General features: G+C 61.1%; 20 protein-coding genes. 9 read left to right on the top strand and 11 right to left on the bottom strand.

Translation table 11 applies throughout. The features are described 5' to 3' along the window. Positions 1-21: 21 nt before the first annotated feature. The 9 genes from V3W27_RS03670 to V3W27_RS03630 form a co-directional block, all read right to left on the bottom strand. Positions 22-1,266 (bottom strand): metallophosphoesterase family protein, encoded by a 1,245-nt coding sequence (locus V3W27_RS03670; RefSeq protein WP_027610657.1) that lies wholly within the window; start codon positions 1,264-1,266, stop codon positions 22-24. Positions 1,267-1,291: 25 nt separating this feature from the next. Beyond that, on the bottom strand, positions 1,292-3,160 hold the full coding sequence (locus V3W27_RS03665) for a hypothetical protein (RefSeq protein WP_330205930.1): 1,869 nt from the start codon (positions 3,158-3,160) through the stop codon (positions 1,292-1,294). Positions 3,161-3,358: 198 nt separating this feature from the next. Further along, positions 3,359-6,811, bottom strand: coding sequence for a GMC family oxidoreductase N-terminal domain-containing protein (locus tag V3W27_RS03660; protein ID WP_330205929.1), 3,453 nt, complete (start codon positions 6,809-6,811; stop codon positions 3,359-3,361). Between the two features lie 1,071 nt (positions 6,812-7,882). Beyond that, complete coding sequence (gene etfB, locus V3W27_RS03655) at positions 7,883-8,653, bottom strand: electron transfer flavoprotein subunit beta (protein WP_330205928.1); 771 nt, start codon at positions 8,651-8,653, stop codon at positions 7,883-7,885. A gap of 10 nt (positions 8,654-8,663) precedes the next feature. Then, positions 8,664-9,884 (bottom strand): electron transfer flavoprotein subunit alpha, encoded by a 1,221-nt coding sequence (gene etfA / locus V3W27_RS03650; protein WP_330205927.1) that lies wholly within the window; start codon positions 9,882-9,884, stop codon positions 8,664-8,666. Beyond that, on the bottom strand, positions 9,884-11,833 hold the full coding sequence (dgcB, locus tag V3W27_RS03645; protein WP_330205926.1) for a dimethylglycine demethylation protein DgcB: 1,950 nt from the start codon (positions 11,831-11,833) through the stop codon (positions 9,884-9,886). Before dgcB ends, etfA begins: the two co-directional genes overlap by 1 nt. A gap of 153 nt (positions 11,834-11,986) precedes the next feature. Continuing rightward, positions 11,987-14,047 carry a dimethylglycine demethylation protein DgcA gene (gene dgcA / locus V3W27_RS03640; RefSeq protein ID WP_047596497.1) on the bottom strand — a complete coding sequence of 687 codons (2,061 nt, stop codon included), beginning with the start codon at positions 14,045-14,047 and terminating at the stop codon, positions 11,987-11,989. A gap of 15 nt (positions 14,048-14,062) precedes the next feature. After that, complete coding sequence (locus tag V3W27_RS03635; protein WP_003228980.1) at positions 14,063-14,593, bottom strand: DUF5943 domain-containing protein; 531 nt, start codon at positions 14,591-14,593, stop codon at positions 14,063-14,065. Positions 14,594-14,807: 214 nt separating this feature from the next. Beyond that, complete coding sequence (locus V3W27_RS03630) at positions 14,808-15,785, bottom strand: dipeptidase (RefSeq protein ID WP_007962626.1); 978 nt, start codon at positions 15,783-15,785, stop codon at positions 14,808-14,810. Positions 15,786-16,019: 234 nt separating this feature from the next. Here V3W27_RS03630 and V3W27_RS03625 point away from each other — a divergent pair, with 234 nt between their 5' ends. From V3W27_RS03625 to V3W27_RS03615, 3 genes are all read left to right on the top strand, one after another. Further along, entirely contained in the window at positions 16,020-16,421 is a 402-nt protein-coding gene (locus V3W27_RS03625) for a lysozyme inhibitor LprI family protein (RefSeq protein WP_086793643.1), read from the top strand. Positions 16,422-16,524: 103 nt separating this feature from the next. After that, positions 16,525-16,848: a helix-turn-helix domain-containing protein gene (locus tag V3W27_RS03620; RefSeq protein ID WP_115986000.1), complete on the top strand. Its 324-nt coding sequence runs from the start codon at positions 16,525-16,527 to the stop codon at positions 16,846-16,848. 28 nt (positions 16,849-16,876) lie between these two features. Beyond that, positions 16,877-17,293, top strand: coding sequence for a DUF3010 family protein (locus tag V3W27_RS03615; protein ID WP_027610648.1), 417 nt, complete (start codon positions 16,877-16,879; stop codon positions 17,291-17,293). 139 nt (positions 17,294-17,432) lie between these two features. On the opposite strand, the gene V3W27_RS03610 is transcribed toward V3W27_RS03615, so the two are convergent. Next, positions 17,433-18,377, bottom strand: coding sequence for a GlxA family transcriptional regulator (locus V3W27_RS03610; RefSeq protein WP_027610647.1), 945 nt, complete (start codon positions 18,375-18,377; stop codon positions 17,433-17,435). 191 nt (positions 18,378-18,568) lie between these two features. On the opposite strand from V3W27_RS03610, the gene V3W27_RS03605 reads away from it, so the two are divergent. The 6 genes from V3W27_RS03605 (at position 18,569) to V3W27_RS03580 (ending at position 24,133) form a co-directional block, all read left to right on the top strand. Then, positions 18,569-19,513, top strand: a complete 945-nt coding sequence (locus tag V3W27_RS03605) for a choline ABC transporter substrate-binding protein (protein WP_330205925.1) — start codon at positions 18,569-18,571, stop codon at positions 19,511-19,513. Positions 19,514-19,630: 117 nt separating this feature from the next. Beyond that, the gene (locus tag V3W27_RS03600; protein ID WP_027610645.1) at positions 19,631-20,518 is read left to right on the top strand and encodes a 3-keto-5-aminohexanoate cleavage protein; all 888 of its coding nucleotides are present in this window, start codon (positions 19,631-19,633) and stop codon (positions 20,516-20,518) included. Positions 20,519-20,745: 227 nt separating this feature from the next. After that, the gene (locus V3W27_RS03595; protein ID WP_096795714.1) at positions 20,746-21,711 is read left to right on the top strand and encodes an L-carnitine dehydrogenase; all 966 of its coding nucleotides are present in this window, start codon (positions 20,746-20,748) and stop codon (positions 21,709-21,711) included. Between the two features lie 127 nt (positions 21,712-21,838). After that, positions 21,839-22,315, top strand: coding sequence for a thioesterase family protein (locus V3W27_RS03590; protein ID WP_330205924.1), 477 nt, complete (start codon positions 21,839-21,841; stop codon positions 22,313-22,315). Positions 22,316-22,338: 23 nt separating this feature from the next. Next, positions 22,339-23,499 (top strand): gamma-butyrobetaine dioxygenase, encoded by a 1,161-nt coding sequence (locus tag V3W27_RS03585; protein WP_330205923.1) that lies wholly within the window; start codon positions 22,339-22,341, stop codon positions 23,497-23,499. A 370-nt stretch (positions 23,500-23,869) separates the two neighbouring features. Continuing rightward, entirely contained in the window at positions 23,870-24,133 is a 264-nt protein-coding gene (locus V3W27_RS03580) for a hypothetical protein (protein WP_007962640.1), read from the top strand. 87 nt (positions 24,134-24,220) lie between these two features. On the opposite strand, the gene V3W27_RS03575 is transcribed toward V3W27_RS03580, so the two are convergent. Beyond that, entirely contained in the window at positions 24,221-25,324 is a 1,104-nt protein-coding gene (locus tag V3W27_RS03575) for a GlxA family transcriptional regulator (RefSeq protein WP_007949927.1), read from the bottom strand. Between the last annotated feature and the right edge of the window lie 478 nt (positions 25,325-25,802).

Below are 25,802 nucleotides of genomic sequence, written 5' to 3'. Positions count from 1 at the left end.
GGCGTCAGGACAGCCACCTCATTACTTGGATGACCACCTCACCGATCCATCCTCCCCAATAAACTCCTCAAAAATATCCTCCCCCACCAGCCTGATTTTCGCGTAGCCATTCAACACCCGCAGCGGATACGCCGGATCATTGGCATCCTGCGTCTCCGACCACAACACCCGCGAATGCCCGTTCAGCTCGCTGGCATTGCCATAGGGAATCGCCCCGTGCCCGGCGCACCGCGCGTGCAAACCGCCCTGCTGTGCGTAAACGATGCCGTTGTGCAGATGCCCCCAGTACCAATAATCCGGCTCGCGCCCCAGGGCATCGCACACCGGTTGATACAGCGCGGTCTGGTGATGCCCGGAAATATCGAAGCCCTGGTGATGGCTGAGCACCATGATCTTTTTGCGTTTCGGCAGGGCTTTCATCCAGGTGATCTGCGGCTCGTTGAGCGTGCCGTCCATGTACAGGTTCATCGCGTCCGAGGCATACGCCGAATCCAGCCCGACCACCAGCCAGTCGTCGTTGATCAAGGCGAAATAACTGGTGCCCTGCTGCCCCGGAAAGCGCTTGGCCAGTTCTTTGAAATAGCCGTGGGCGCCGCTGTACATCTCGTGGTTGGAGTTGAGGGTGAACGAGCCGTGGCTGCCCATCGGCCAACCGGCCATGTCGACGTCTTCCTGCGAATGGCTGCCGGCGTAGTAGACGTCGCCCAGATGGATGGTGAAATCCGCTTGCGCCAGTTGCATCTGGTTGGCGACTGAAACCGCCGGCGCATGACTGTCGAAGGGGCCGGTGCCCCAGTCGCCGGCAATCGCCAGGGTCACGTCGCGCTCCATCTGCACCACCGCCGGGTCAGTGCCGAAGGTCGCGTGATGGCGCAGGTTTTCAATCCACTTGAGCAATGCCTCGCTCCACAGCAGGTCGAGCAACTCCCACTTGCGACACCCCAGCAGACTGCCGTCCTGCAGCACCCGGGTTGCCAGTTGATCGGGCGATTGCGGCAACGGCGTGGCATTGCCGATGCGCAAAATCGACAGGCCATGAGACAACTCCCACGGCACCGCCGGTTCATCGCCCGGCAACTCACCGTTTTTCAGAACGTACTGCGCCTGATCGTGACCGCGCTGCAGCAGCTTGATGATCGCCTGAAACTCCTGCGGTTCCAGCTCGCTGATGAGCTTCATCCAGGCCATTTCCATGCGCGTGAACAAGCCGTGAATGCGCAGTTTGACCTTGTCGTACTCGTGTTCCCAATGACTGACCAGTGACATGGCGTAATCCTCTATCCGTAAGGGCTCACAGGGTTTTCATGAATTCGATCAACGCACGTTTGTCGTCGTCCGACAGCGTGGTGCCGTACAGGTGACCGCTGTTGTGGTTGCCCTCCAGTCGGGTGTCGTATTTGAAATCCGCCGAGGCTTTGGCCTGAGCGCCCGTGGTGACGAAACCAACGTTGACCGGGTCGTAGACGTCGGAGCCGGTGATGAACACCACCGGACGTTTTTCCGGCGGTTGCAGCAGATCCCACAGGGTCGGCACCGAACCGTTGTGCAGGTACGGCGCGCGCAGCCAGATGCCGTCAGTCGGCGTGTTGCTGTAGCTCTGGGTCTTGCGATAGGCACCGAAGTCGAACGGCGGTTTCTTGAAGGTGTGGAACGCCGTCACCAGACCGGTGGTGAACGAGTCCAGCCGATGCGGATCGGTGCCCAGTTGATCGATGTTGGTGGTGACCTGCCCGGTATCGGCGCGGCCAAAGTCGTGGCACGCGGCGCAATTGGCTTCCCAGATCGGTTTGCCCTGCGCAACTTTCGCCTGATCCAGCGCCCACGGCCACGCCGGCGCCTTGTGCCCGAGCAGCCAGTTGGTCACTCGGTTGAAGCTCGGCGGCAGCACCGATTCCGGGGTCGCGCCCACGGCCATCGCGGCGGCGTAGTTGCGTTCGTGGATCTTGTTGTTATTGCCGTCCCAGTGCAGGTACATCGATTCCCGCGGCTTCTGGTTCCACACTTGCGGCAGATCGACGGTGCCGATGGTCGAGTCATCCGGGAAGCCGAACACCACCATTTTCGTCGGGTTGAAGGTGTCGGTGCGGCCCGGGCCCTGTTGCGGACGCAGCTTCTGCCAGGCGTAGGCCTGTTTCTGCTTGAGCAAAGCGCTCTTCGCCATCGGAATAATCAGATATCGGTTGTAGAGTTTCTCGAAAAAGCCCAGTTGGAATTTGCCGTTGATCGCCGCCATCACCGCGTCGGTGGTGAATTTCGGGTCGCTGGCGCAATCGTAGGCGAACCACTGGAAGGCCTGCAGTTGCAGGGTGTTGGCCGGCGCGCTGGGTACGTTGACCGCAACGTCGCTGGCATTGGCGCGGTAGGAGCCGGTGTGACACAGCGCGCAGTTCGGTTCCACGGTCGGGTAACCGATCTGCCGCTTGGCCATGCCGATCGGCAGGTCCTTGCCGTTCTCATAGAGAAAGCCGAGGACTTCCCAGCCGCCGGGTTTGGGCAGTTTTTCCGGGCACATCTGCGGCAGCACGGCGAACAGGTAATACGGGATCCGCGCTTCGATGCCCAGGCCGATGGCGGCGTATTTGTAGTGATCTTCGTCGGAGGCGTATTCCTGCTCCGGCACCACGCGCAGCATCTGGTACCAGGTCTGGTAACCGATGAAACCGAGCAGCGCCAGTACGACCAAGGTACCGACCTTGAAGGCATGGCTCTGCCATTGCCGCGCCCAGGCCGCGCGCCACTCGCGCCAGCCATCGCACAGCAGCGCCCATGGCCGGTTCGCGGGCGTGGTGCCGAGGTACAGCAGAATGCCGAGGATCAGGAAAAAGCTCAGATCGCCCATCAGCATCGGCACGAACACCGAGCCTTGAATGCTCGTATTGATCAGGTAAATCCAGAACACCACGGCGATCAGCCGCGTCAGCACGCACAGCCAGGAATGCACCACATAGCGCGGCGCGTTGAAGCCCGACGGCATGTAAAACACGCTGATGCCCACCAGCAGCATCCCGGCGTTTTCCAGCCACGGGTCGGAGAGTTGCGGCGGCAGACCGACCACCGATGTCAGCAACCCCGGCGCGAACAGCGCCGGGATCGCGAACACCATGTTCATCGCAATGCCGATCCAGATGAAGCGTTGAAACCAGCGGATGTAGGTATCCATGTCATCCATTTCCTTGTGCAGACCTTAGGAGAGTCCCTCTGTGTGATGAGCTTTTGTGGCGAGGGAGCTTGCTCCCGCTCGGCGGCGAAGCCGTCGTAAACCCGGCAGATGCGGTGGTTCAGGAAAACCGCACTCTCAGGTTTTGGGGCCGCTTCGCAGCCCAGCGGGAGCAAGCTCCCTCGCCACAGGAAAACCTCATCAGCCGAGGGCCGTCTTCTCCAGGTGTTCAAGGATGATCGGATACACATCCACCACCGCGTTCTTGCCGAACATGCAGTCGATGTGACCGTAACCCGGCACTACGTGCCGGCTGTAGCGCTCCGGCCCGTGGGCTTCGCAGACTCGCTGGTAGGTCTTGAGCGTGCTTTCCGGCAGGTAACACTGGTTCTCCGCGCCGCTGATAAAGCAGATCGGCATCGTCAGCCGCTGGAAGTGCGGCATGTACACATCGTTGCCTTTGAAATCCACCAGATGCCCTTTGCGCACGATCAGCGCCAGGTGCTCGAAGGTCTCGATGTTCGATTCGCCGAACAGCTCGTGCAGGTTGTCGTGCAGGGTTTCGTTGAGCGTGTCGTGGCGGTACAGCGAGGCGTACATGAAGGTGATGCGGTGGCACACCGGGTTGGTGCAATAACCCTGCGCCTCGATCCGCGCGTAACCGTTTAGGGCCTTGTCGTAGAGGCGGTTGAACCAGTTTTCCTTGCTGTCAGCGTAAGCCGTCATCGATTTGATACCGATTGCATCGAGCATGCCCGGCAGGTGCAAACCGGCCTTCAACCCGGTAGCCGTGGCAACCACAGTGTCAGCGGCAATCTGCGAGCAGACCACCGAACGCACACCCTGCAGCCCTGCCAGCAACGACATGAAGAATGTCGTCGCGCCGTAGCAATGCACCACGCACTGCACGTCTTTGGCCTGCGTCTCCTGCTGAATTTGCGCAATGGCAGCCTTGAAGTCGTACTGGGCAATCTGGTCGCCATTCCATTCCTTCTTGCTCGCCGGCAGCAGAATGCTCACGCGGAAATCCAGCAGCCACACGTCATAGTCGTGCTTGCACAGGTACTCCAGCAGGTTGGTCTGGATGGTGTCGGTGGAAAAGATATTCGAGCCGACGCCCAGGCCATGCACCAGCATCACCGGGCCTTTGCTACCGGCCTGATAACGGGTCAGGCGCAGCTCGACGCCGTCCTCGGTGGGGAAGAAATGCACCGCCGGGATCGGTGCATCCAGTGGCCGTTTCAGGCGTGGAGGCGCGTCGGGGTTGAAGTAGATATCGCCAGCGAAGACCCCGCCGTAACTCTCCCAGAGAATCCCGGCGAAGAACTTGCCGAAACGCGCCAGGCCTTCGATGCGCTCGCGCTCGTTACGCGCGTTGAGCACTTTCATGGTGGTCATCTGCTTGGCGAAATCGGTCGGATGAATGTGCATCACCCCGGAGCCGATCACCTCGCCCGACTTGTCCGGCCCGCGGTACAGCGTCACGTACAGGGTGCTGGTGTCGTGCCAGATGTTCAGCACGCCGTTGTCTTCCGGCACGGTTTTGAAGGCGCTGAAGAAATAGTCGTTGCCGTCCTCGGCGGTCAGTTTCATGTCGTATTTCATGTGCCGTGTGTCGACCTGCTGCTCGAATTGTTCGAACAGATTGAACACGCCGTTGCTGGCGGTCAGCGGTTGCGGCGACAGCGCCGGGGCATTGACCGTACCGACAATGGTCGCGGCGTGCTCCGGTTCCTTGATCATCCGGTTGAGGTCGTTAGCGGTGATGGTCAGGGTAAAGTCGATCGGCGAATTATCTGCCTCACCGCGTTTGGCCGCCGCTTCGTAGACTTTCAGATCGGTGCTTTGCGCGGCGGTGAAGGCGCGGGAGAAATAGCCTTTCATGGTTTCGGTGAACTGCACGCCGAGAGTCGGTGGTGCCACCTGTTTGCGCGGTGCCGACGGCAGCGTGTAGTCGATCTGCCAACCACGGTCGGCGGCGAGCAGGCCCATGTTGCGCTCGCTCACGGCGGAGATGGTCAGCAGCGGATTGACCGCCAGCGAGGTCGGGATCACCGCGCCGTCGGTCACGTACAGACTGGCGTAAACATCGGTGCCGGCCGCGCCGCTGAACACCTGGCCCTTGTGATTGACCACGCCTTGCGTCGCGTCTTCGCCCATCACGCAACCGCCCAGCGGATGCACCGAGACGATGCTGTGCTTGAGCAGCCTGGTCCAGATCGGATTCTCCACCCACACCCCGCCCAACGCCTTGGTGCTCTGGTACAGACGCTCATTGCCGAGTTTGAAGTTTTCCTGCTCGCCGACACCCGGCCAGTCGATGCGCAACTGGTCCTTGTTGTCGAGAATCATCCGGCCCTGGCCGCTGTCGTGGCTCATGATCAGGTAGGTCTGCATGTTGTGCAGCGCGCCATAATACGGCCCGCGCAGGAAGCTCTCGGCCTCGCGCTCCTTGTAGCCGAGCTTGCCGCTGAAACTGTCGTCCGTGGCCTTGCCGATCATCTCGGCAAACCCGGCCATCGCCGGTACCATCGGCCGGCCGAGGGCGCCAGGGATCGAGCCTTCCTCGATGACCATGCGGCTGCGCCAGTCACCTTCGGTGCGCATGTCGATGATCGAGGTGATGCACGGGCCGACCGGTTGCAGTTCCTTGGCCGAATGCGCACCGAAACCGATGCCGTTGATGATCTGCTCGCAGTTGTGGCCGAAGCCGAGAATGTCACCGTTGCCGCTCATGTTCTCGCCGAGCTGACCGGACATCACCAGACCCTTGTCCCGCGAACGCAGAAGGATCTCGGTAGAGCCGAGGGTGCCGGCGGAGACCACGACGATATCGGCCTTCACGAACAGCGTCGGCGCGTCGAATTTCTCGCGCCCGCTGTCGAGGTACTGGAAGTGCACGATCCAGCCATCGCCGTCGCGCTCCAGATGCCGCACCTCAGCCTGGCAGAAAATCTCCGCGCCATGGTTCCAGGCATCCGGCAGATAGTTCATCAATGTGGTGTTCTTGGCCTTGTTGTTACAGCCCGAGACGCAGTCGCCGCACTGGTTGCACGGCAGTTGCTCGACGCCGACGTGGTTGAGGTTGTTCGGCAGTTTGTCGAAGGTCACGTTGATCGGTGGCTTGTAGAAATGCGCGCCTTGCTTGAGGTAGTCCGCAGACTTTTTGTTGGCGTCGAGCTTGGGCAGGTTCGGTGCGCTGTTCGGGTACGGATTAGGCTTGAGCATTTCCCGGGCACGGGCGTAACCGTCCTTGAGCAGCGTGTCGCGGTGCTCGCGTACCGCCTGCGGCCAGCGTGGATCCTCGAACACCCCGGGTTCCGGCTCCAGGGAAACATTGGCGTTGATCAGCGATGTACCGCCGAGGCCGCAGCCGACCACCACGTTCTGCTGGGCGTTGACGTGCAGATCGAACAGCCCGGTGCGCGAGCCGATGTGGCCGTCCGGGTCATGCACCTGCAACTCTTCGGTCGCGGCGATCATGGTGTTGGGGTATTCACCGGGCTGGATTTCCCGCCCGCGTTCGAGCAGGCACACCTGCTTGCCGGCCCGGGACAGGCGCGACGCAGCAATGCCGCCGCCATAACCGGAGCCGATGACGATCACGTCGTAGTGTTCCTTGATCTCGCTGATGGGCGTTGCGATGCGTGTCATGAGGGTGTTCCTCTTCTCAGGCAGATGGGGCAACTCTGCGGTTGCCTGCAATCTATGGGCGAACGGGCACCTGGCCTCCGGGTCGAGCCCGGCGACAGCACAGCGGTTAAAGCAGGAGGTCGCTACAGACGAGCGCGTTGATTGGCCGCACGACGTAACGTGCGCTTGCGTGGCGAGGGGGGATGGCGGTGTGGGCGGCTATCCATCATGCGTTCTCCCAGAACCTGATGTGGATAAGTGACGGCTGTCCTTGTGCCATTGCAGTGAAGACAGCGCAGGAATCGAAGTCAAGGCAACGGTTTAGAACTGTATGAAATCTGATCAATTGCTGTTTGGACTATGCCCGACGGGGCCTGCAGGGTTTGGCAAACAAGTTATCCACATAACCGCCCACAGCAATTGGGGGTAACTGTGGATGACTGGAAAAATAACTCGCTGATTTGTGAAGAAAAATCGTGACTTATCCAGAATGATGGTTTGCCAGACACATTGGCTATTTTTTGATCAAGTCTTTGTAAGCCACGGTTTTCATGGCTTGTAGAGGATGGCGAACACGTTATCCACAGAAGCACCAACAGAGTTCGGGGGTAACTTCGCGGCGGCTGTGGAAAAGCGCTGAGGGCTGTGTGAAATCGCGGTTTACACGGGGATTATCAGCTTTAAAAGCTTAATCGATCAATTATTGATCAATCCTATAAAGGCCACGTTTTATATGGCTTGCAGCGGACAGCGAACATCTTGTCCACAGAAGCGCCAACAGAGATTGGGGGCAACTCTTGAAGTTATTCAGGAGAAAAAGCCCGGAAAAACCGTGACTTAGGCTGGTTGTTTTTTGAGCTGGAGCCTGGAGGGCTTGATTGGCGTGGGGTACAGGGATGGGCGAACACGTTATCCACAGATCCGCCAACAGGGATTGTGGGTAAACACACTGAGATCTGCTGCCCCTTAACCAATGTGGGAGCGGGCTTGCTCGCGAAAGCGGTGGGTCATTCAACTTTGATGCAGCTGAAACGACGCTTTCGCGAGCAAGCCCGCTCCCACAGGGGGTGTTCAGTGTCTGGAAGATCGTGGCTAGCGAACGACGCCTTCTTCGATCAGGAGTTTGAGGATCGCTTCCGCCCCGGCCTGCGCTGTAACGCCCTTGAGCACTTGCCCACCACCACCGCTGGCCTTGGCCGTCGCCGCTTTCATGCGGTCGGCACCGCTTTTGGCCTTGATCACCTTCAAACGTTTCGGCCGTGGCTTGGCCGGTTGCAAGGTGGCAATCGCGAGCAACTCATCGTCCACCACTTCGATGTCTTCAGCCTGCAAAACTCCGCGTCGCGCCGGACCGTAGGCACTCTGTCGAGGTTTGGGCGCGGCGTTATCCACAGTCGCCAGAAACGGCAGCTTCACCTTCAACCGCCGCCGCTGCCCACGGGGCAAGGCTTGCAGCACCAGCGCCGAACCATCATTGATCGACTCGATCTGCGCCAGCCCGACCACCAGCGGCCAGCCCAGCCCTTCGGCGAGCAAGAACGGCAACATGCCCGAGCCTTCGCCGGTTTCCGCCTGACTGCCGGTCAGCACTACCTGGGCGCCGGCATCACGCAGATACGCGGTCAGCGCCGGCAAGGCGTCGGCGCCAGCGGGTTGCTCCAGCACATGCAGCTGTTCCAGGCCCATGCCCAGATAGGCGCGCAGCGCCGGTTCCGCGACATCTCCGGCGTGCAGCACTTGCAGGTTATCCCCAGCCAGTTGCAGGCCCAGTTCTACGGCGCGGGCATCCTGTTCGGCGCGGCGTGGCCGGCCCGAGGTCGGATGGGCACCGATGGAAACCAGACTGATGATCTTTGTGCTCATAACCCGTTCCTTAAGCCGCATCGCGCTTGGCTTCGTTGCGGTAAGCCGCTACCGCCGCGATCAACGCCTGAAGAATTTCCGCGCTCTCGCCAATCACCGACAGGTCGGCGCGTTTGATCATGTCGCAACCGGGGTCGAGGTTGATCGCCACCACCTTGTCGCAGGCACCGATGCCTTGCAGGTGCTGGATCGCCCCGGAGATACCCACAGCCACATAAACCCGTGCGGTGACCCAGGTGCCGGACGCGCCGACCTGCCGATCACGCGCCATGAAGCCATCGTCCACCGCGACCCGCGAGGCGCCTTCGGTGGCGCCGAGCGCCGCAGCGGTCTGGTGGAACAGCGCCCAGTCCTTGACCCCGTTGCCGCCGGAGAAAATGAATTCGGCCTCGGCCATCGGAATCGCCGCCGGGTCCACCGCGACCGCACCAAGATCCTCGATCCGCGACAGGCTGCGCGCCACCGTTGTGGATAACTCCACCGGCAGCGCCTCATGACGGGTTTCGCTGACCGGTTCCGCGCATTCGGCTGCGGCCAGAATCAAACGTGCGACCGGTCGCGCCAGGTCTTGCAGGCCCGCGCCAGCGCGACCGATGCATTCCTGATCCTTGACCTGCCAGACTCGCGTTGCCGGCCGTTCGCCCAGTGCCGCGGCAAAACGCCGACCGAGTTCGCCGCCACCGCTGCGGCTGTCCGGCAGCAGCCAGTGGCGCGGATTGAACTGGTTATCCACAGCCCGCAGGCCCTGCACCCGTTGCTCCGGTGCATAACCGCTGAATTGGTCGCCCTCCAGTACCAGCAAGCGATCGACGCCGGCCGTGGCGAAGGCGTTCTCTTTGTGCTCGCCAAACACCACCGCCAGCACCGCGCCGTCGTTGCCGGCCAGTTGATGAGCCAGGCCGAGCAAGTCGCGGTCGTGGCTGCTCAGGCGGCCGCCGACCATGTCCGGCACCACGCTGATGTAGAACGCCGGGGCTGGCACCTGATGCAGCGGCAACTGCACTTCAACCGTGGCCGAACGTTTGACCGCCCCGCCCTGTTGCGCGCCGCTGTGATCGATACGCTTGATGCCGTTGGGGCCGATGAATCCGATGCCGTGCAGGTTCTTGCGGATGACGCCATTGGGGCCCATCCAGCTGTGTTGCGCCGGTTGCATGGCCGCGTGCAGCGGATGCAGGCGGTTACGCGCAATCCATTCGGCGCGCGGGTCGCGGCGGATAATGTCGCTCATCAGTGGGCCTCCGCAGGTTCACGTTTGGCCGGGGTGGCAGGCTTGTTCGGCGCGGCGTCTTCGAGCAGCGCGTCGGCCACCAGTTCGGCGATGTCCTTGATCAGCGGACGCGGTTCGACCACGCCTTCGAGCATCGCCGTGCACTGTGGACAACCTACTGCCACCAGCTCGGCGCCGGTCTCGCGGATGTCATCCATGCGCATGTCGGGAATCCGCTGCTTGCCCGGAATGTCGGTGATCGGCGCACCGCCACCGCCGCCGCAGCAGCGCGAACGGAAGCCGGAACGTTGCATCTCTTTGACCTCGATGCCGAGGGCGCGCAGCACTTCACGCGGCGCCTCGTACTCGCCGTTGTAGCGGCCGAGGTAGCACGGGTCGTGGTAGGTCACGCTGTTGCCTTTGTGCTGACCGAGGTTCAGCGCACCGGCCTGGATGATTTCCGCCATGTAGGTGCTGTGGTGCTGCACCAGGTAGTTGCCGTCGAACGCGCCGTACTCGTTTTTCAGCACATGGAAGCTATGCGGATCGCAGGTGACGATGCGGTTGAAGCTGTATTTGGCCAGGGTCTGGACATTGCGTTTGGCGAGCAGCTGGAAGGTCGCTTCGTCGCCTAAACGCCGGGCCACGTCACCGCTGTCACGTTCTTCGAGGCCGAGTACGGCGAAGTCGACCTTCGCGGCTTTCAGCACTTTGACGAACGCACGCAAGGTGCGCTGGTTACGCATGTCGAAGGCACCGTCGCCGACCCAGAACAGCACGTCGGTGGATTTCTTTTCGCTGAGCAGAGTGAGGTTCAGATCCGCCGCCCAGTTCATCCGCCCGCCCGGAGCGAAACCGCCGGGGTTGTCAGTGGCGATCAGGTTTTCCAGGACCTCGGCACCCTTGTTCGGGGTCGCGCCTTTTTCCAGCGTCAGATGGCGGCGCATGTCGACGATGGCGTCGACGTGCTCGATCATCATCGGGCATTCCTCGACGCAGGCACGGCAGGTGGTGCACGACCACAGGGTTTCGGCATCGACCAGACCATTGACGATAGGTTGATGCGGATTGCCGCTGTGCTCACCGATTGGCTTGCCCGGATAAGGGCTACCGGCAAACTTCGCGTCAGTGCCGCCAGCGAGGCCGACGACCATGTCCTGAATCAGCTTTTTCGGGTTCAGCGGCTGGCCGGCAGCGAAGGCCGGGCACGCCGCTTCGCACTTGCCGCACTGCACGCAGGCGTCAAAACCGAGCAACTGGTTCCAGGTGAAATCCTTGGGTTTTTCCACGCCGAGCGGCGCGCTTGGATCATTCAGATCCAGCGGTTTCAAACCGGTGGAACGACCGCCGCCAAAGCGCTCGGCGCGGCGGTGCCAAGCCAGGTGCAGGGCGCCGGCGAAGGCGTGCTTCATCGGCCCGCCCCAAGTCATGCCGAAGAACAGCTCCGACACGCCCCACAAAACGCCGAGCCCGAGAATCGCCGCCAGCAGCCAGCCGCCGAAGTTCTCCGGGAGAATTCCGGCCACCGGCAGGGTCACCAGGAAGAACGAGGCGGAGAAAGCCAGCAGGCTTTTCGGCAGGCGCATCCACGGGCCTTTCGACAACCGTGCCGGCGGATTGAGCCGGCGCCGATAAACGAAGAGCGCACCGACGAACATCACCGCCGTCATCAACAGCAGCGCATAGCCGAGGATGCGGTTATGCAGGCCGAAACCGTGCACCAGAATCGCCAGCACGATCGACGCTACCGCACCACCGGCCGTGGCGACGTGGGTGTTGGCGATGTATTTGTCCCGCGCCACCACGTGGTGCAAGTCGACCATGTAACGCTTGGGCATGGCCAACAGGCCGCCGATCAGATCGACCTTCGAGGCCCGGCCCCGACGCCACATGGCCACCCGCCGCAACGCGCCGAGCACCGCAAGGGCCAGGGCTGCGAACAACAGGATTGGAAGAAGGGTGTTCAACATGGTGAAGCTCCCACCAGTACAGCCTGGAGAAACACGGTCCGCTTTACTGTGGGAGCGAGCCTGCTCGCGAAAGCGCTGGGTCAGTCGACATCATCGTCAACTGACAGATTGCATTCGCGAGCAGGCTCGCTCCCACAGGGTTTGGTGCAAGTCTTAGAAGTCTTTGCAAAGGCGCAACGCGTCATAGATCGCAGCATGGGTATTACGCTGCGCCACGCAGTCGCCGATGCGGAATAGCAAGTAGCCGTCACCGGTGCTGCTCAACGATGGCTGCGGCTGGATCGCGAACAACGCTTCCACGTCGATCTGGCCCTTGTTGCGCGAACCCTCTTTGAGCGCGTAGTAGATTTCCTCATCCGGACGCACGCCGTTTTCCACCACCACCTGATCGACCACCCGCTCCTCTTTGGCGCCGGTGTATTCGTTCTCCAGCACCGCCACCAGCTTGTCGCCTTCGCGATAGACCTTTTCCAGCATCATGTCGCCGGTCATGATCACTTCTTTCGGGTACATGCTGCGGTAGTAAGTCGGGAACGATGTGCCGCCGATGGCCACGCCCGGTTTGATGTCGTCGGTGACGATCTCGACCTGGCTCCCCTTGTCAGCGAGGAAGTCGGCGACCGACATGCCGGTAAACTCGCAAATGGTGTCGTAGACCAGCACGTTCTTGCCCGGCGCGACCTTGCCGTCGAGCACGTCCCAGCTGCTGACCACCAGCCCTTCGGCAGCGCCCCAGTGTTCGTTCTGCTCAAGGAATGGATGCCCACCGACCGCCAGCACCACCACGTCCGGACGCAGATCCATAATGGTTGCCGCATCGGCCGCAGTGCCCAGACGCAGGTCGACTTTCAGCCGCGCCAGTTCCAGCTGGAACCAGCGGGTGATGCCGGCGATCTGGTCGCGCTGCGGCGCTTTCGACGCGGTAGTGATCTGCCCGCCGATAAATTCTTTCTTCTCGAACAGGGTCACGTCGTGGCCACGCTCGGCAGAGACGCGTGCTGCTTCCATCCCGGCCGGGCCGGCACCAACGATCACCACTTTGCGTTTGACGCCTGTGGACTTCTCGATGATGTGCGGCACGCCCATGTATTCACGAGAGGTCGCGGCGTTCTGGATGCACAGCACGTCCAGACCTTGATACTGACGGTCGATGCAGTAGTTGGCGCCGACGCACTGTTTAATCTGGTCGATCTGGCCCATCTTGATCTTGGCGATCAGGTGCGGGTCGGCGATGTGCGCGCGGGTCATGCCGACCATGTCGACGTAACCGCCTTCAAGGATGCGCGTGGCCTGGTTCGGGTCCTTGATGTTCTGCGCGTGCAGCACCGGCACCTTGACCACTTCCTTGATCCCGGCGGCCAGGTGCAGGAACGGCTCCGGCGGGTAACTCATGTTCGGAATCACGTTGGCCAGGGTGTTGTGGGTGTCGCAACCCGAGCCGACGACGCCGATGAAATCGAGCATGCCGGTGTCGTCGTAATACTTGGCGATCTGCTTCATGTCCTCGTGGGAGAGACCGTCCGGGTGGAACTCGTCACCGCAGATACGCATGCCCACGCAGAAATCGTCACCGACCTCAGCGCGCACGGCTTTCAGCACTTCCAGACCGAACTTCATCCGGCCTTCGAAGCTGCCACCCCATTCGTCGGTACGCTTGTTGACGCGCGGGCTCCAGAACTGGTCGATCATGTGCTGGTGCACGGCCGACAGCTCGACGCCGTCCAGACCACCGGCCTTGGCGCGGCGCGCCGCCTGGGCGTAGTTGCCGATCACCCGCCAGATTTCTTCCGGCTCGATGGTCTTGCAGGTCGCACGGTGCACGGGTTCACGAATACCCGACGGCGACATCAGGGTCGGCCAGTGGAAACCATCCCAACGCGAGCGTCGGCCCATGTGGGTAATCTGGATCATGATCTTGGCGCCATGCTTGTGCATGGCGTCGGCCAGGTTCTGGAAGTGCGGAATGATCCGGTCGGTGGACAGGTTGACCGAACTCCACCATTGCTGCGGACTGTCGATGGCGACCACCGACGAACCGCCGCAGATCGCCAGGCCAATGCCACCCTTGGCTTTCTCTTCGTAGTATTTGACGTAGCGCTCGGTGGTCATGCCACCGTCAGTCGCGTAGACCTCGGCGTGCGCGGTGCTGAGCACGCGGTTACGGATGGTCAGTTTGCCGATCTGGATCGGCTGGAACATTGCTTCGAAAGCCATGGCGGGTTCCTCGACTTACAACGGCTTGACGGTGAACAGGCCGTCGTCGTGGCCTTCTTCGGAGCCACCGTAGACTTGCTCGGCAACCGTACGAATCTTGCTGCCGCGAGCGGCGAGGATCTGGTCCATGGCGCCGGCAAACCAGCCGGTGAACATGTAGTCAACCTTGCGCCCGACCTTGCCGTAGACGTAGACGAACGCGGAGTGTTCGAGCTTGACGCTGGCGGTGCCTTTGTCGAGATCGATGTCCTGAATCTTGAACAGGCCCCAGCCGCGTTGCGACAGACGCTTCATGTAGTGCTCGAACACGGCGACGCCTTCCAATCCGTGGCATTCGGCTTCTTTTTCACACCAGTGCCAGGCGGACTTGTAGCCGGCCTTGTAGAGGATCTCGGCATAGGCCTCGGCGCCCAGCACTTCCTCGATGCCCATGTGGTTATTGACGAAAAAGTGACGCGGCACGTACAGCATCGGCAGGGCGTCGGAGGTCCAGACACCAGTCTCGCTGTCGACTTCGATTGGCAATTGCGGGGCGATCTTGGCCATGGAAACTTAACTCCAGAAAAATTCGTGGTTGGTGCCGAGCGAAGCTTTTGCTTTGCTCTTATAAACAAGCCGTATGAATGACTTTGGAGCCGTAGCGAGCACGTCGAGAGCAAGGAAGGACCGGAGCGACAAGCGAGACAGTACGGGACGTACGGCGAGTTTGGCGCGAGGACCTGACGCAGCTATCGGCGAGCGGAGTAGGCTCCAGAGTTATTCATTCGCCCCAGACGTCTTTGAGGACGTTCACCCAGTTCTCGCCCATGATCTTGCGCACCACACGCTCGGAGTGGCCGCGCTTGAGCAGGGTTTCGGTCAGGTTCGGGAACTCGCCGACAGTGCGGATGCCCAGCGGGTTGATGATCTTGCCGAAGCTGGTCAGACGACGGGCGTAGCCCTTGTCGTGGGTCAGGTATTCGAAGAAGTCCTGGCCGTGCCCCTGGGTGAAGTCGGTGCCGATGCCGATGGCGTCTTCGCCGACGATGTTCATGGTGTATTCGATGGCTTCGGCGTAATCGTCGATGGTCGAATCGATGCCCTTGGCGAGGAATGGTGCAAACATGGTCACGCCGACAAAACCGCCGTGGTCAGCAATGAACTTCAGTTCAGCATCGGACTTGTTGCGTGGGTGCTCTTTCAGACCCGACGGCAGGCAGTGGGAATAGCAGACCGGTTTTTTCGATTCGAGGATGACTTCTTCGGACGTCTTGGAGCCGACGTGGGACAGGTCGCACATGACGCCGACGCGGTTCATCTCGGCGACGATTTCGCGACCGAAGCCCGACAGGCCGCCGTCACGCTCGTAGCAACCGGTGCCGACCAGGTTCTGGGTGTTGTAGCACATCTGCACGATGCCGACGCCGAGCTGCTTGAACACCTCGACATAGCCGATCTGGTCTTCGAACGCGTGGGCGTTCTGGAAGCCGAAAAGGATGCCGGTCTTGCCCTGCTCCTTGGCGCGGCGGATGTCGGCGGTGGTGCGCACCGGCATCACCAGGTCGCTGTTTTCGCGGATCAGCTTCTGGCTGGCGGCAATATTGTTCACGGTCGCCTGAAAGCCTTCCCACACCGACACAGTGCAGTTGGCCGCCGTCAGACCGCCCTTGCGCATGTCTTCGAACAGCTCGCGGTTCCATTTGGCAATGATCAGACCGTCGATAACGATGCTGTCGGCGTGTAATTCGGCTGGGCTCATCAGGCGTCCCCTTATTGGCGATTCATGCGCCGAATCGTCTGCCGGCGCTTTGGGGCCAGCATATGCCTCGGTGCCGGGGCGACCGGGTGCAAAAACGACAGGGGAATTGCCGAAAGCGTCAATCCGCGACAAAGGGTCGCCAGGCGCCCCGATCAGCTACCTGTTCAAGCCCGCCAGCTTGAGCCAGAATCTGGCGCATCTTGGATACACCACTGGATTAGAGCGGCGACAACCATGAAATCGATCTTCCTGGCTTTGGCACTGATGGCGACCGGCGTACACGCCGCCGAAGACACCGACAACAACCCGTGCGACGCGGTGGAAAACGACGTCCAGACCCTGGAATGCTCGACCTACAGCCGCACCACTGCCGAAGACCTGCTCAAGGACAACTACGCCAGCCTCAACGAGCGCATGCAGACCACCTACGGCAAAAACGCCGCGCAACTGGCCGACATCACCGCCAAATTGAAAACCGCCCAGCAACAATGGCTTAAAACCCGCGACGCCGATTGCGCGGTGGAAGCATTCCCCGCCACCGAAGGCAGCAAGGCGTTCAAGATTGCGCAGAATGACTGCGTGGCACGGATGAGTGATGAGCGGTCGGAGTTTTTGGAGTCGATTGGGCAGGAGTGATTCGGGAAGTTCGGCAACATGCCGACAAACGTTGTTGATTGGCCGACTGGAAAATATAAGTAAAGATTCGAAAATCTTATAAAAGACTTATATTTCCAGTGCCATGACTCAATCTGTCGACATCCAAATCATCAACGATGCCGAGGGCAACCCGGCCTTTGTAGTCATTCCCTACGCTCAATACGTCGCGCAGAAAATGCAGCCCGATCTGATCCCGCATGAGGTGGTCAGTCGCATGGTTGACGGGGCGACACCGATCCGTGCCTGGCGCGAACACCTGAACCTGACTCAGGAAGAAGTGGCGAAACGTCTGGGAATTTCCCAGCCGGCGTTCGCTCAACAGGAAACAGTAGCGAAGCCACGCAAGGCAACCCGCGAGAAAATCGCAGCGGCGTTCGGCATCACCGCCAATCAGCTTGAGTTGTAGGCTGCCCTCTTCATTCAAAGGAATTCCCATGAACATCTGCGGCATCGAAATCAAAGGCAGCGAAGCGATCATCGCCGTGGCCTCCCTTGACGGGGCAACGCTGAGCCATGTGGCGCTCAACACCAAGAAAATCGCCCTCGACGATGATGACGAGGCAGCCAACGTCAAACGCTTCGCGGCGCAGGTCGCTTCGTTTGTGCGCGAGCATTCGATTGACCGGATTGCGATCAAGAAGCGCAGCAAGAAGGGTGAGTTTGCCGGTGGGCCGACCACGTTCAAGATCGAAGGTGTGTTTCAGTTGCTGGAGGGGTGCGAGGTAACGCTATTGTCGCCGCAGACGATCAATGCGCAGGCCAAGAAGCACAACTTTGAGCTGCCGGGGACGCTGAACAAGTATCAGCATGAGGCTTACAAGGCGGCGTGTTCGGCGTTGGTGAAGAAGTAACCTTTTCTTCAGACACTGAAGATCAAAAATGTGGGAGCGGGCTTGCTCGCGAATGCGGAGTGTCAGTCGACACATGAGTTGACTGATCCACCGCATTCGCGAGCAAGCCCGCTCCCACATTGGTTTTGTGTACATTCATTCAGGCTTGGGCGGTACGCCGGTCTTCGCGGGGGCAGCGAGCGAACCTCGCTCGATAGCTGCGGGTGAAATACGACGGTGATTCAAAGCCGCAGGCGATGCTGACTTCGAGCACGCTCATATCGGTCTGACGCAACAGCTGCCGGGCTTTCTCCAATCGCAGGCGCAGATAAAAATTGCTCGGTGTGTCGTTCAGATGCAGCCGAAACAGGCGCTCCAGTTGCCGCCGTGTCACCTTGATCGATTCCGCCAGTTGCAGCGTGGTCAGCGGTGGTTCGCTGTGTTGTTCCATCTCGCCAATCACTTGCACCAACTTCTTGTTGTTGATGCCGTAGCGCGTGGCGACTTCCATGCGCTGGTGGTCCTTGCGCGGACGAATCCGCCCCAGCACGAATTGTTCGCTGACCTGAATCGCCAGTTGCGGGCCGTGGGCCTGGGCGATCAGATCAAGCATCAGATCGATAGACGCCGTGCCGCCCGCCGAGGTGATGCGCCGCCGGTCAATCTCGAACAGTTCCTGGGTGACGCTGAGCTGTGGATAAGATTCCTTGAACGCATCGATGGCTTCCCAGTGCAGGGTCAGGCGATGGCCGTCAAGCAGGCCGGCCTCCGCGAGGACGAAGCTGCCGGTGTCGATAGCGCCAAGGGTCACGCCTTCGTTGTCCAACCGGCGCAGCCAGTGCTCAAGAGTCGGCGTGGCGAACTTCAGCGGTTCAAATCCGGCCACCACCAGCAACGTCGCACCTTTCTTCAGCGGCTCCAGCGCCGCGTCGGCGTTGACCGACATGCCATTGCTCGCCAGCACCGCCCCGCCATCGGCGCTGAGCACGTGCCAGCGGTACAGCTCGCCACGAAAACGGTTGGCTACCCGCAGCGGTTCGATCGCGGAGATAAAGCCGATGGCGGAAAACCCCGGCATCAGCAGAAAGTAGAAATCCTGGGACATGGGCGCACTCGGTTAGCGGGTAGCGTGGATCGTTGATACGCCGATTGTCGTCAGCGTTCAAGCGCACAGGTCGCTACAGTGCAAGAGCCAGTCGCCGCAGTGCGCTTTCAAAGGCCTACAGCTGCGTAACTTTGCATCACCGGCACGCCAGATGCCGGAACTCACAATAACGACCTGCCGAGGAACCCGACATGAAACGACTGATCAGCAGCTGTGTTCTTGCACTCAGCGGTACCGCTTTCTTGAGCGCCAGCGTCATGGCGGCCGAACCTGCGTCGTGCCAGAACGTGCGCATGGGCGTCGTCAACTGGACCGACGTGATCGCCACCAGTGCCATGACCCAGGTCCTGCTCGACGGCCTCGGCTACAGCACCAAACAAACCAGCGCCTCCCAGCAAATCATCTTCGCCGGGATCCGCGATCAGCGTCTGGACCTGTTCCTCGGTTACTGGAACCCGCTGATGACCCAGACCATCACCCCGTTCGTCGATGCCAACCAGGTCAAAGTCCTGCCGGCACCAAGCCTGAAGGACGCCCGCGCCACCCTCGCGGTGCCGACCTATCTGGCGGACAAGGGCCTGAAAACCTTCGCCGACATCGCCAAATTCGAGAAGGAGCTGGGCGGCAAGATCTACGGCATCGAGCCGGGTTCGGGCGCCAACACGCAGATCAAGGCGATGATCGCCAAGAACCAGTTCGGCCTCGGCAAATTCCAGCTGGTCGAGTCCAGCGAAGCCGGGATGCTCGCCGCCGTCGATCGCGCCGTGCGCCGCAAGGAAGCCGTGGTGTTCTTCGGCTGGGCGCCGCACCCGATGAACGTCAACGTGCAGATGACTTATCTCACCGGCAGCGAGGACGCCCTCGGCCCGAACGAAGGCATGGCCACGGTATGGACGGTCACCGCGCCGAAATACGCTGAACAGTGCCCGAACATCGGTCGGCTGCTGAGCAACCTGACGTTCACCGCCGAAGACGAGAGCCGGATGATGCAGCCACTGCTCGATCACAAGGACGCCTTCGAGTCGGCCAAGCAATGGCTCAAGGATCACCCCGAAGACAAGCAGCGCTGGCTGGAAGGTGTGACCACCTTCGACGGCAAACCGGCCGCTGAAAATCTGCAACTGACCAGTAAATAACCCCCGTTTGAAAAGCCCTCACCCTAACCCTCTCCCCAGGGAGAGGGGACTGACCGACGCTTCGCAGCCCGAGAAAGGGCTGCGAACAGACTCAACACGCCTGAAGGAAACCGCACCATGAACCATGACGTCATCATCACCTGCGCACTTACCGGTGCTGGCGACACGACCGCCAAGAGCCCCCACGTGCCGGTCACCCCGAAACAGATTGCAGCGGCTGCGGTGGAAGCGGCCAAGGCCGGCGCCACCGTCGTCCATTGCCATGTGCGCGACCCGCAGACCGGCAAGTTCAGCCGTGACGTGGCGCTGTACCGCGAAGTGATGGAGCGCATCCGCGAGGCCGACGTCGACATCATCGTCAACCTCACCGCCGGCATGGGCGGCGACCTCGAAATCGGTGCCGGCGAGCACCCGATGGAGTTCGGCCCGAACACCGATCTGGTCGGCCCGCTGACCCGTCTGGCTCACGTTGAAGAACTGCTGCCGGAAATCTGCACCCTCGATTGCGGCACGCTGAACTTCGGCGATGGCGACACCATTTACGTCTCGACCCCGGCGCAACTGCGCGCCGGCGCCAAGCGCATCACCGAGCTGGGGGTGAAGGCCGAGCTGGAAATTTTCGACACCGGCCACCTGTGGTTCGCCAAGCAGATGATCAAGGAAGGCTTGCTCGACAACCCGCTGTTCCAGCTGTGCCTGGGCATCCCGTGGGGTGCGCCGGCCGACACCACCACCATGAAAGCCATGGTCGACAACCTGCCCGCCGATGCGGTGTGGGCCGGGTTCGGCATCGGCCGCATGCAGATGCCGATGGCCGCGCAAGCGGTGCTGCTCGGCGGCAACGTGCGGGTTGGTCTGGAAGACAACCTGTGGCTGGACAAGGGCGTGCTGGCGACCAACGGTCAACTGGTCGAACGCGCCAACGAGATCCTCAGCCGCCTCGGCGCCCGCGTGCTGACCCCGGCTGAGGGTCGCAAAAAGATGGGGCTGACCCAGCGCGGCTGACCCAACCACCCATTTCCCTCTGTGAAATGAATTCTGTGGTGAGGGGATTCATCCCTGATGGGTGGCGAAGCCGCCCCAAGACCTGACAACCCGGGGCATCAGATAGACCGAGAGTGCTGGTTTTACGACTGCTTCGCAGTCGATCGGGGCGGTGCGACGTTTCGCTAAATCCCCTCGCCACAAGACAGAGTTTCCACAGGACCACCGAACTCTCTCAGGAAATCACCATGAGCTTTATCACCGACATCAAAACCTTCGCCGCCCTCGGCAGCGGTGTTATCGGCAGCGGCTGGGTCGCGCGTGCCCTCGCCCATGGCCTCGACGTGGTGGCCTGGGACCCGGCGCCCGGCGCTGAAGCTGCGCTGCGCAAACGCGTGGCGAATGCCTGGGGTGCGCTGGAGAAAAACGGTCTGGCACCCGGCGCCTCGCAGGATCGTTTGCGCTTTGTCGCGACCATCGAAGAATGCGTGCGCGATGCCGATTTCATTCAGGAAAGTGCCCCGGAACGCCTCGAGCTGAAACTCGATCTGCACAGCAAAATCAGCGCAGCGGCCAAGCCTGATGCCTTGATCGGATCGAGCACTTCCGGCCTGTTGCCGAGCGAATTCTACGAGAGCTCGACCCACCCTGAACGCTGCGTAGTCGGTCACCCGTTCAACCCGGTCTACCTGCTGCCGCTGGTGGAAGTGGTCGGCGGCAAGAACACCGCGCCCGAGGCCGTGCAAGCGGCGATGAAAGTCTACGAATCCCTCGGCATGCGTCCGTTGCATGTGCGCAAGGAAGTGCCGGGATTCATCGCTGACCGTCTGCTCGAAGCGCTTTGGCGTGAGGCGTTGCATCTGGTCAACGACGGCGTGGCGACTACTGGCGAGATCGACGACGCGATCCGTTTTGGCGCCGGTCTGCGCTGGTCGTTCATGGGCACGTTCCTGACCTATACGCTGGCCGGCGGTGACGCGGGGATGCGTCACTTCATGTCGCAGTTCGGCCCGGCGTTGCAGTTGCCGTGGACTTATCTGCCGGCACCGGAACTGACCGACAAGCTGATCGACGATGTGGTCGATGGCACCAGCGACCAGCTCGGCCGCCACAGCATTTCAGCGCTGGAGCGCTATCGTGATGACTGCCTGCTGGCGGTGCTGGAGGCGGTGAAGACCACCAAGGAAAAGCACGGGATGAGTTTCAGCGAGTAATCCTTGCTCAGCAGTTCCGGCCCCTTCGCGAGCAAGCCCGCTCCCACAGGTGACCGCATTCCAATGTGGGAGCGGGCTTGCTCGCGAAGACGGCAGCCCAGTCACTATTAATGTTGGATCTGACACCATGCCCACTCTCACCACCTACCAAACCACCATCATCCCCGACTGGGTCGACTACAACGGCCACCTGCGCGACGCCTTCTACCTGCTGATTTTCAGCTACGCCACCGACGCGCTGATGGACCGTCTCGGCATGGACAGCAACAACCGCGAAGCCAGCGGCCATTCGCTGTTCACCCTGGAACTGCACCTGAATTATCTGCACGAAGTGAAGCTCGACGCCGAGGTCGAAGTGCGCACGCAGATCATCGGTCACGACAGCAAACGCCTGCACCTCTATCACAGCCTGCACCTGGCCGGCGACGAAAAGGAACTGGCCGGTAACGAGCAGATGCTGTTGCACGTCGATCTCGCCGGCCCACGTTCCGCGCCGTTCACCCCGGACACCTTGAGCCGCCTGCAAGCCATCGCCGCCGAGCAAGTCGATCTGCCCGCCCCGGCTTACATCGGTCGGGTCATCGCCCTGCCACCCGCCCGTTAATCCCTCCCACGCAAGGAGCCGCCATGCACACTGCTGCTGTTGCCGATTTCCGTACTTATCCGTTGATCAGCGCGCTGAGCGGCGTGCAGAACCTGGCGGATCGCGTTTCACTTGCCTGGGCCGACGGCCGCGTCAGCCCGTTCCATCACGTCTGGTTGCGAGATAACTGCCCGTGCGAGCAGTGCGTCTACAACGTCACCCGCGAACAGGTATTCGAGATCGTCGATGCTGCGCCGGATCCCGTCCCCGCCAACGCGCACATCGACAGCGACGGCTGTCTGCAGATCGACTGGCAGGACGGCCATCGCAGTCGCTTCGATCCGGGCTGGCTGCGCGCTCACGCCTATGACGACGAATCCCGCACCGAACGTCTGGCGGCCAAACCCAAGGCTTACCTGTGGCGCAGCGATTTGCAGCTACCGGTATTCGAATATTCAGCGCTGATGAACGACAACGGCGCGCTGCTGCAATGGTTGATCGCGGTGCGCGACATCGGCCTGACGCAAGTACGCGGCGTTCCCACCGAGCCGGGTTCGCTGAAGCTGATCGCGCAGCGCATTTCGTTCATCCGCGAGAGCAACTTCGGCGTGCTGTTCAACGTGCAGTCCAAGGCAGATGCCGACAGCAACGCCTACACCGCTTTCAACCTGCCATTGCATACCGATTTGCCGACTCGCGAGCTGCAACCGGGGCTGCAATTTCTGCATTGCCTGGTGAATGATGCCGAGGGTGGCGAGAGTATTTTCGTCGATGGTTTTGCGATTGCCGACGCGTTGCGTCAGGAAGCACCGGAGCTGTTCCAGGCGCTGTGCGAGATCCCCGTGGAATTCCGCAACAAGGATCGCCACAGCGACTATCGCTGCCTGGCGCCGATCATTGCGCTGGACGCGTTGGGCCGGGTCGCGGAGGTGCGCATGGCAAACTTTCTGCGCGGCGCATTCGATACATCGGTGGAGCAAATGCCGCTGCTGTACCGGGCCTATCGGCGCTTCATCGCCATGACCCGTGAGCCACGTTTTCGCCTGATGCAGCGACTCAATCCGGGTGAACTGTGGTGCTTCGATAATCGCCGCACGCTGCATGCGCGCAATGCGTTTGACCCGGCCACCGGGGCGCGGCATTTCCAGGGTTGCTACATCGATCGGGATGAGTTGTTGTCGCGGATTCTGGTGTTGCAACGGTAAACCGCGTCATCGTTCTTCGCGAGCAGGCTCGCTCCCAGACTGGAAATGCATTTCAAATGTGGGAGCGAGCCTGCTCGCGAAGGCGTCAGCGCCAACCACACCCCTCTCCCGGATTCACAGGCAAAAAAAGCCCCGATACAAGCCGTGACAGGATCGGGGCAGAGGGTACTGTTGAGGAGCTGCCAGTCGAGGGTGACCAAACCGTCTGTAGCGAGCTGAGGTCAGTGTGCCGACTCCCCTTGGCACTGAGTTAGCCGAAAACGACCTGTTCATAGCCGTCGCGGCCACTGCGACAAATCGCCCTTGCCGTGCCTCCACATGCCCACCAGAATCGAGTCACGACCTCCGTTGCCGAAGAAGGAAGCGCGCCATGATGTATGCCGATTTGATCGATCAGGAAGACTTGTTGGGCCAGCTCAAGGCATTGGGTTTTCAAGTACCGAGCGGTTCGACCGCCGAGCAGGCCTGTGAGTGTGCGGTGCGTGGTCTGGACAATGTTCGCGCGTTTGAATTGCGCAAGATGGTCAAGGACATGTACACCAGCGGCGCCAGTATCCAGCCTGCGGTGCGCCAGGCGATCGACAAGCAGTTGTTGCCGGCGTTGGCGGATTACCAGCAAAGCCATAGCGCCTGATAAATCCATTCGCGAGCAGGCTCGCTCCCACATTTGAAATGCATTCCAGGTGGGAGCGAGCCTGCTCGCGAAGAACGATGACTCGGTCTACAGCCTTACGCTGGCAAACGTCGACTCATTACGCGCCTGACTCAACGCCGACATCGGTCCCGATAGCGGCGACATCACGATCGCCTGCGGCAGCGGCAGCATCGCCACCTGCTGCGTGGTGTTGGAGCCTACGCGTTCGTCACGCGGCGGAATGCCGAAGTATTCGCGGTAGCACTTGGAGAAGTGCGGCGTCGAGACGAAACCACACACCGACGCGACTTCAATGATCGACATCGGCGTCTGCTTGAGCAGTTGCCGCGCGCGGATCAGGCGCAGCTTCAAGTAGTAGCGCGACGGCGAGCAGTGCAGGTATTTCTGGAACAGCCGCTCCAGCTGTCGACGCGACACGGCGACGTACACCGCCAGTTCGTCGAGGTCGATCGGCTCTTCCAGATTGGCTTCCATCAGCGCGACGATTTCCTGCAGCTTCGGCTGGTTGGTGCCGAGCATGTGCTTGAGCGGCACGCGCTGGTGATCCTGCTCGTTGCGGATGCGCTCGTAGACGAACATTTCCGAGATCGCGGCGGACAGTTCGCGACCATGATCGCGACTGATCAGGTGCAGCATCATGTCCAATGGCGCGGTGCCGCCGGAGCTGGTGAAACGGTTACGGTCGAGGGTGAACAGACGGGTGCTCATCGCCACGCGCGGGAAGGCTTCCTGCATCGCCGCCAGACATTCCCAGTGCACGCTGCAATCGAAACCGTCGAGCAGACCGGCGCAAGCCAAAGCCCAGCTGCCGGTGCACACCGCGCCCAGACGCTTGGACTGCCGCGCCTGGCTCTGCAGCCATGACACGTGTTCACGGGTCACAGTGCGTTGAATGCCAATCCCGCCGCAGACGATCACGGTGTCCAGGGGCGGGGCTTTGTGCATGGAGGCATCGGGGGTGATTTGCAGACCGTCACTGGCCCACACCTGGCCGCCATCGACGGTCAGGGTGCTCCAGCGATACAACTCGCGACCGGACAATTGGTTGGCCATGCGCAGGGGCTCGACTGCGGAGGCCAGAGAAATCAGCGTGAAATTGTCCAGCAGCAGAAAGCCGATGGATTGAGGCGCACGGTTCTGGGGTTGGGCCCCGGAGTTGAACGACGTCATCGCGGTATCTCCTCACACAAAGCGGGTGATGGCCTCAGGCGGAGGCTCTTGTTATTGCCGGCGTTCTCGCGTGAGAGACGGGCTTTGTTATGACAGAGCAATTGCCATGCCTAAAATTGAATGGCTGTTCAATAACTCCTGAAAACGACGTCGCGACGTGTCTATTCAAGACGTCGGACACACGGTGTTTCGAAGTGCCATCAGCGGCGCCGAGAGCCCTGCCCCGCTGCCCGTGAGCAGATCGGTAGCACTTGTGGGAACGGGCTTGCGCGCAGTTGTTTCAGAGTGTCACCGCAAGCACGGGTGACGGACGGCAGGGAATGCGAATGGCGCACTGCGAGTGGGAAAAGCTCTTATCTGATTGCGACGCGCTAAAAGGTGGCGTGATTGTTTTGTTGTGTTCACTTAGCGCGCAGTTTTGACTGGTCTGGCGCTATCGCGAGCAGGCTCACTCCTACAGGGGAACGCATTCCAAGTG

The organism is Pseudomonas sp. AM14(2022), assembly GCF_036346455.1.
Classification (GTDB): domain Bacteria; phylum Pseudomonadota; class Gammaproteobacteria; order Pseudomonadales; family Pseudomonadaceae; genus Aquipseudomonas; species Aquipseudomonas putida_A.
The sequence above is the reverse complement of the archived record's forward strand: the minus strand, read 5'-3'. Positions and strand labels throughout refer to the sequence as shown.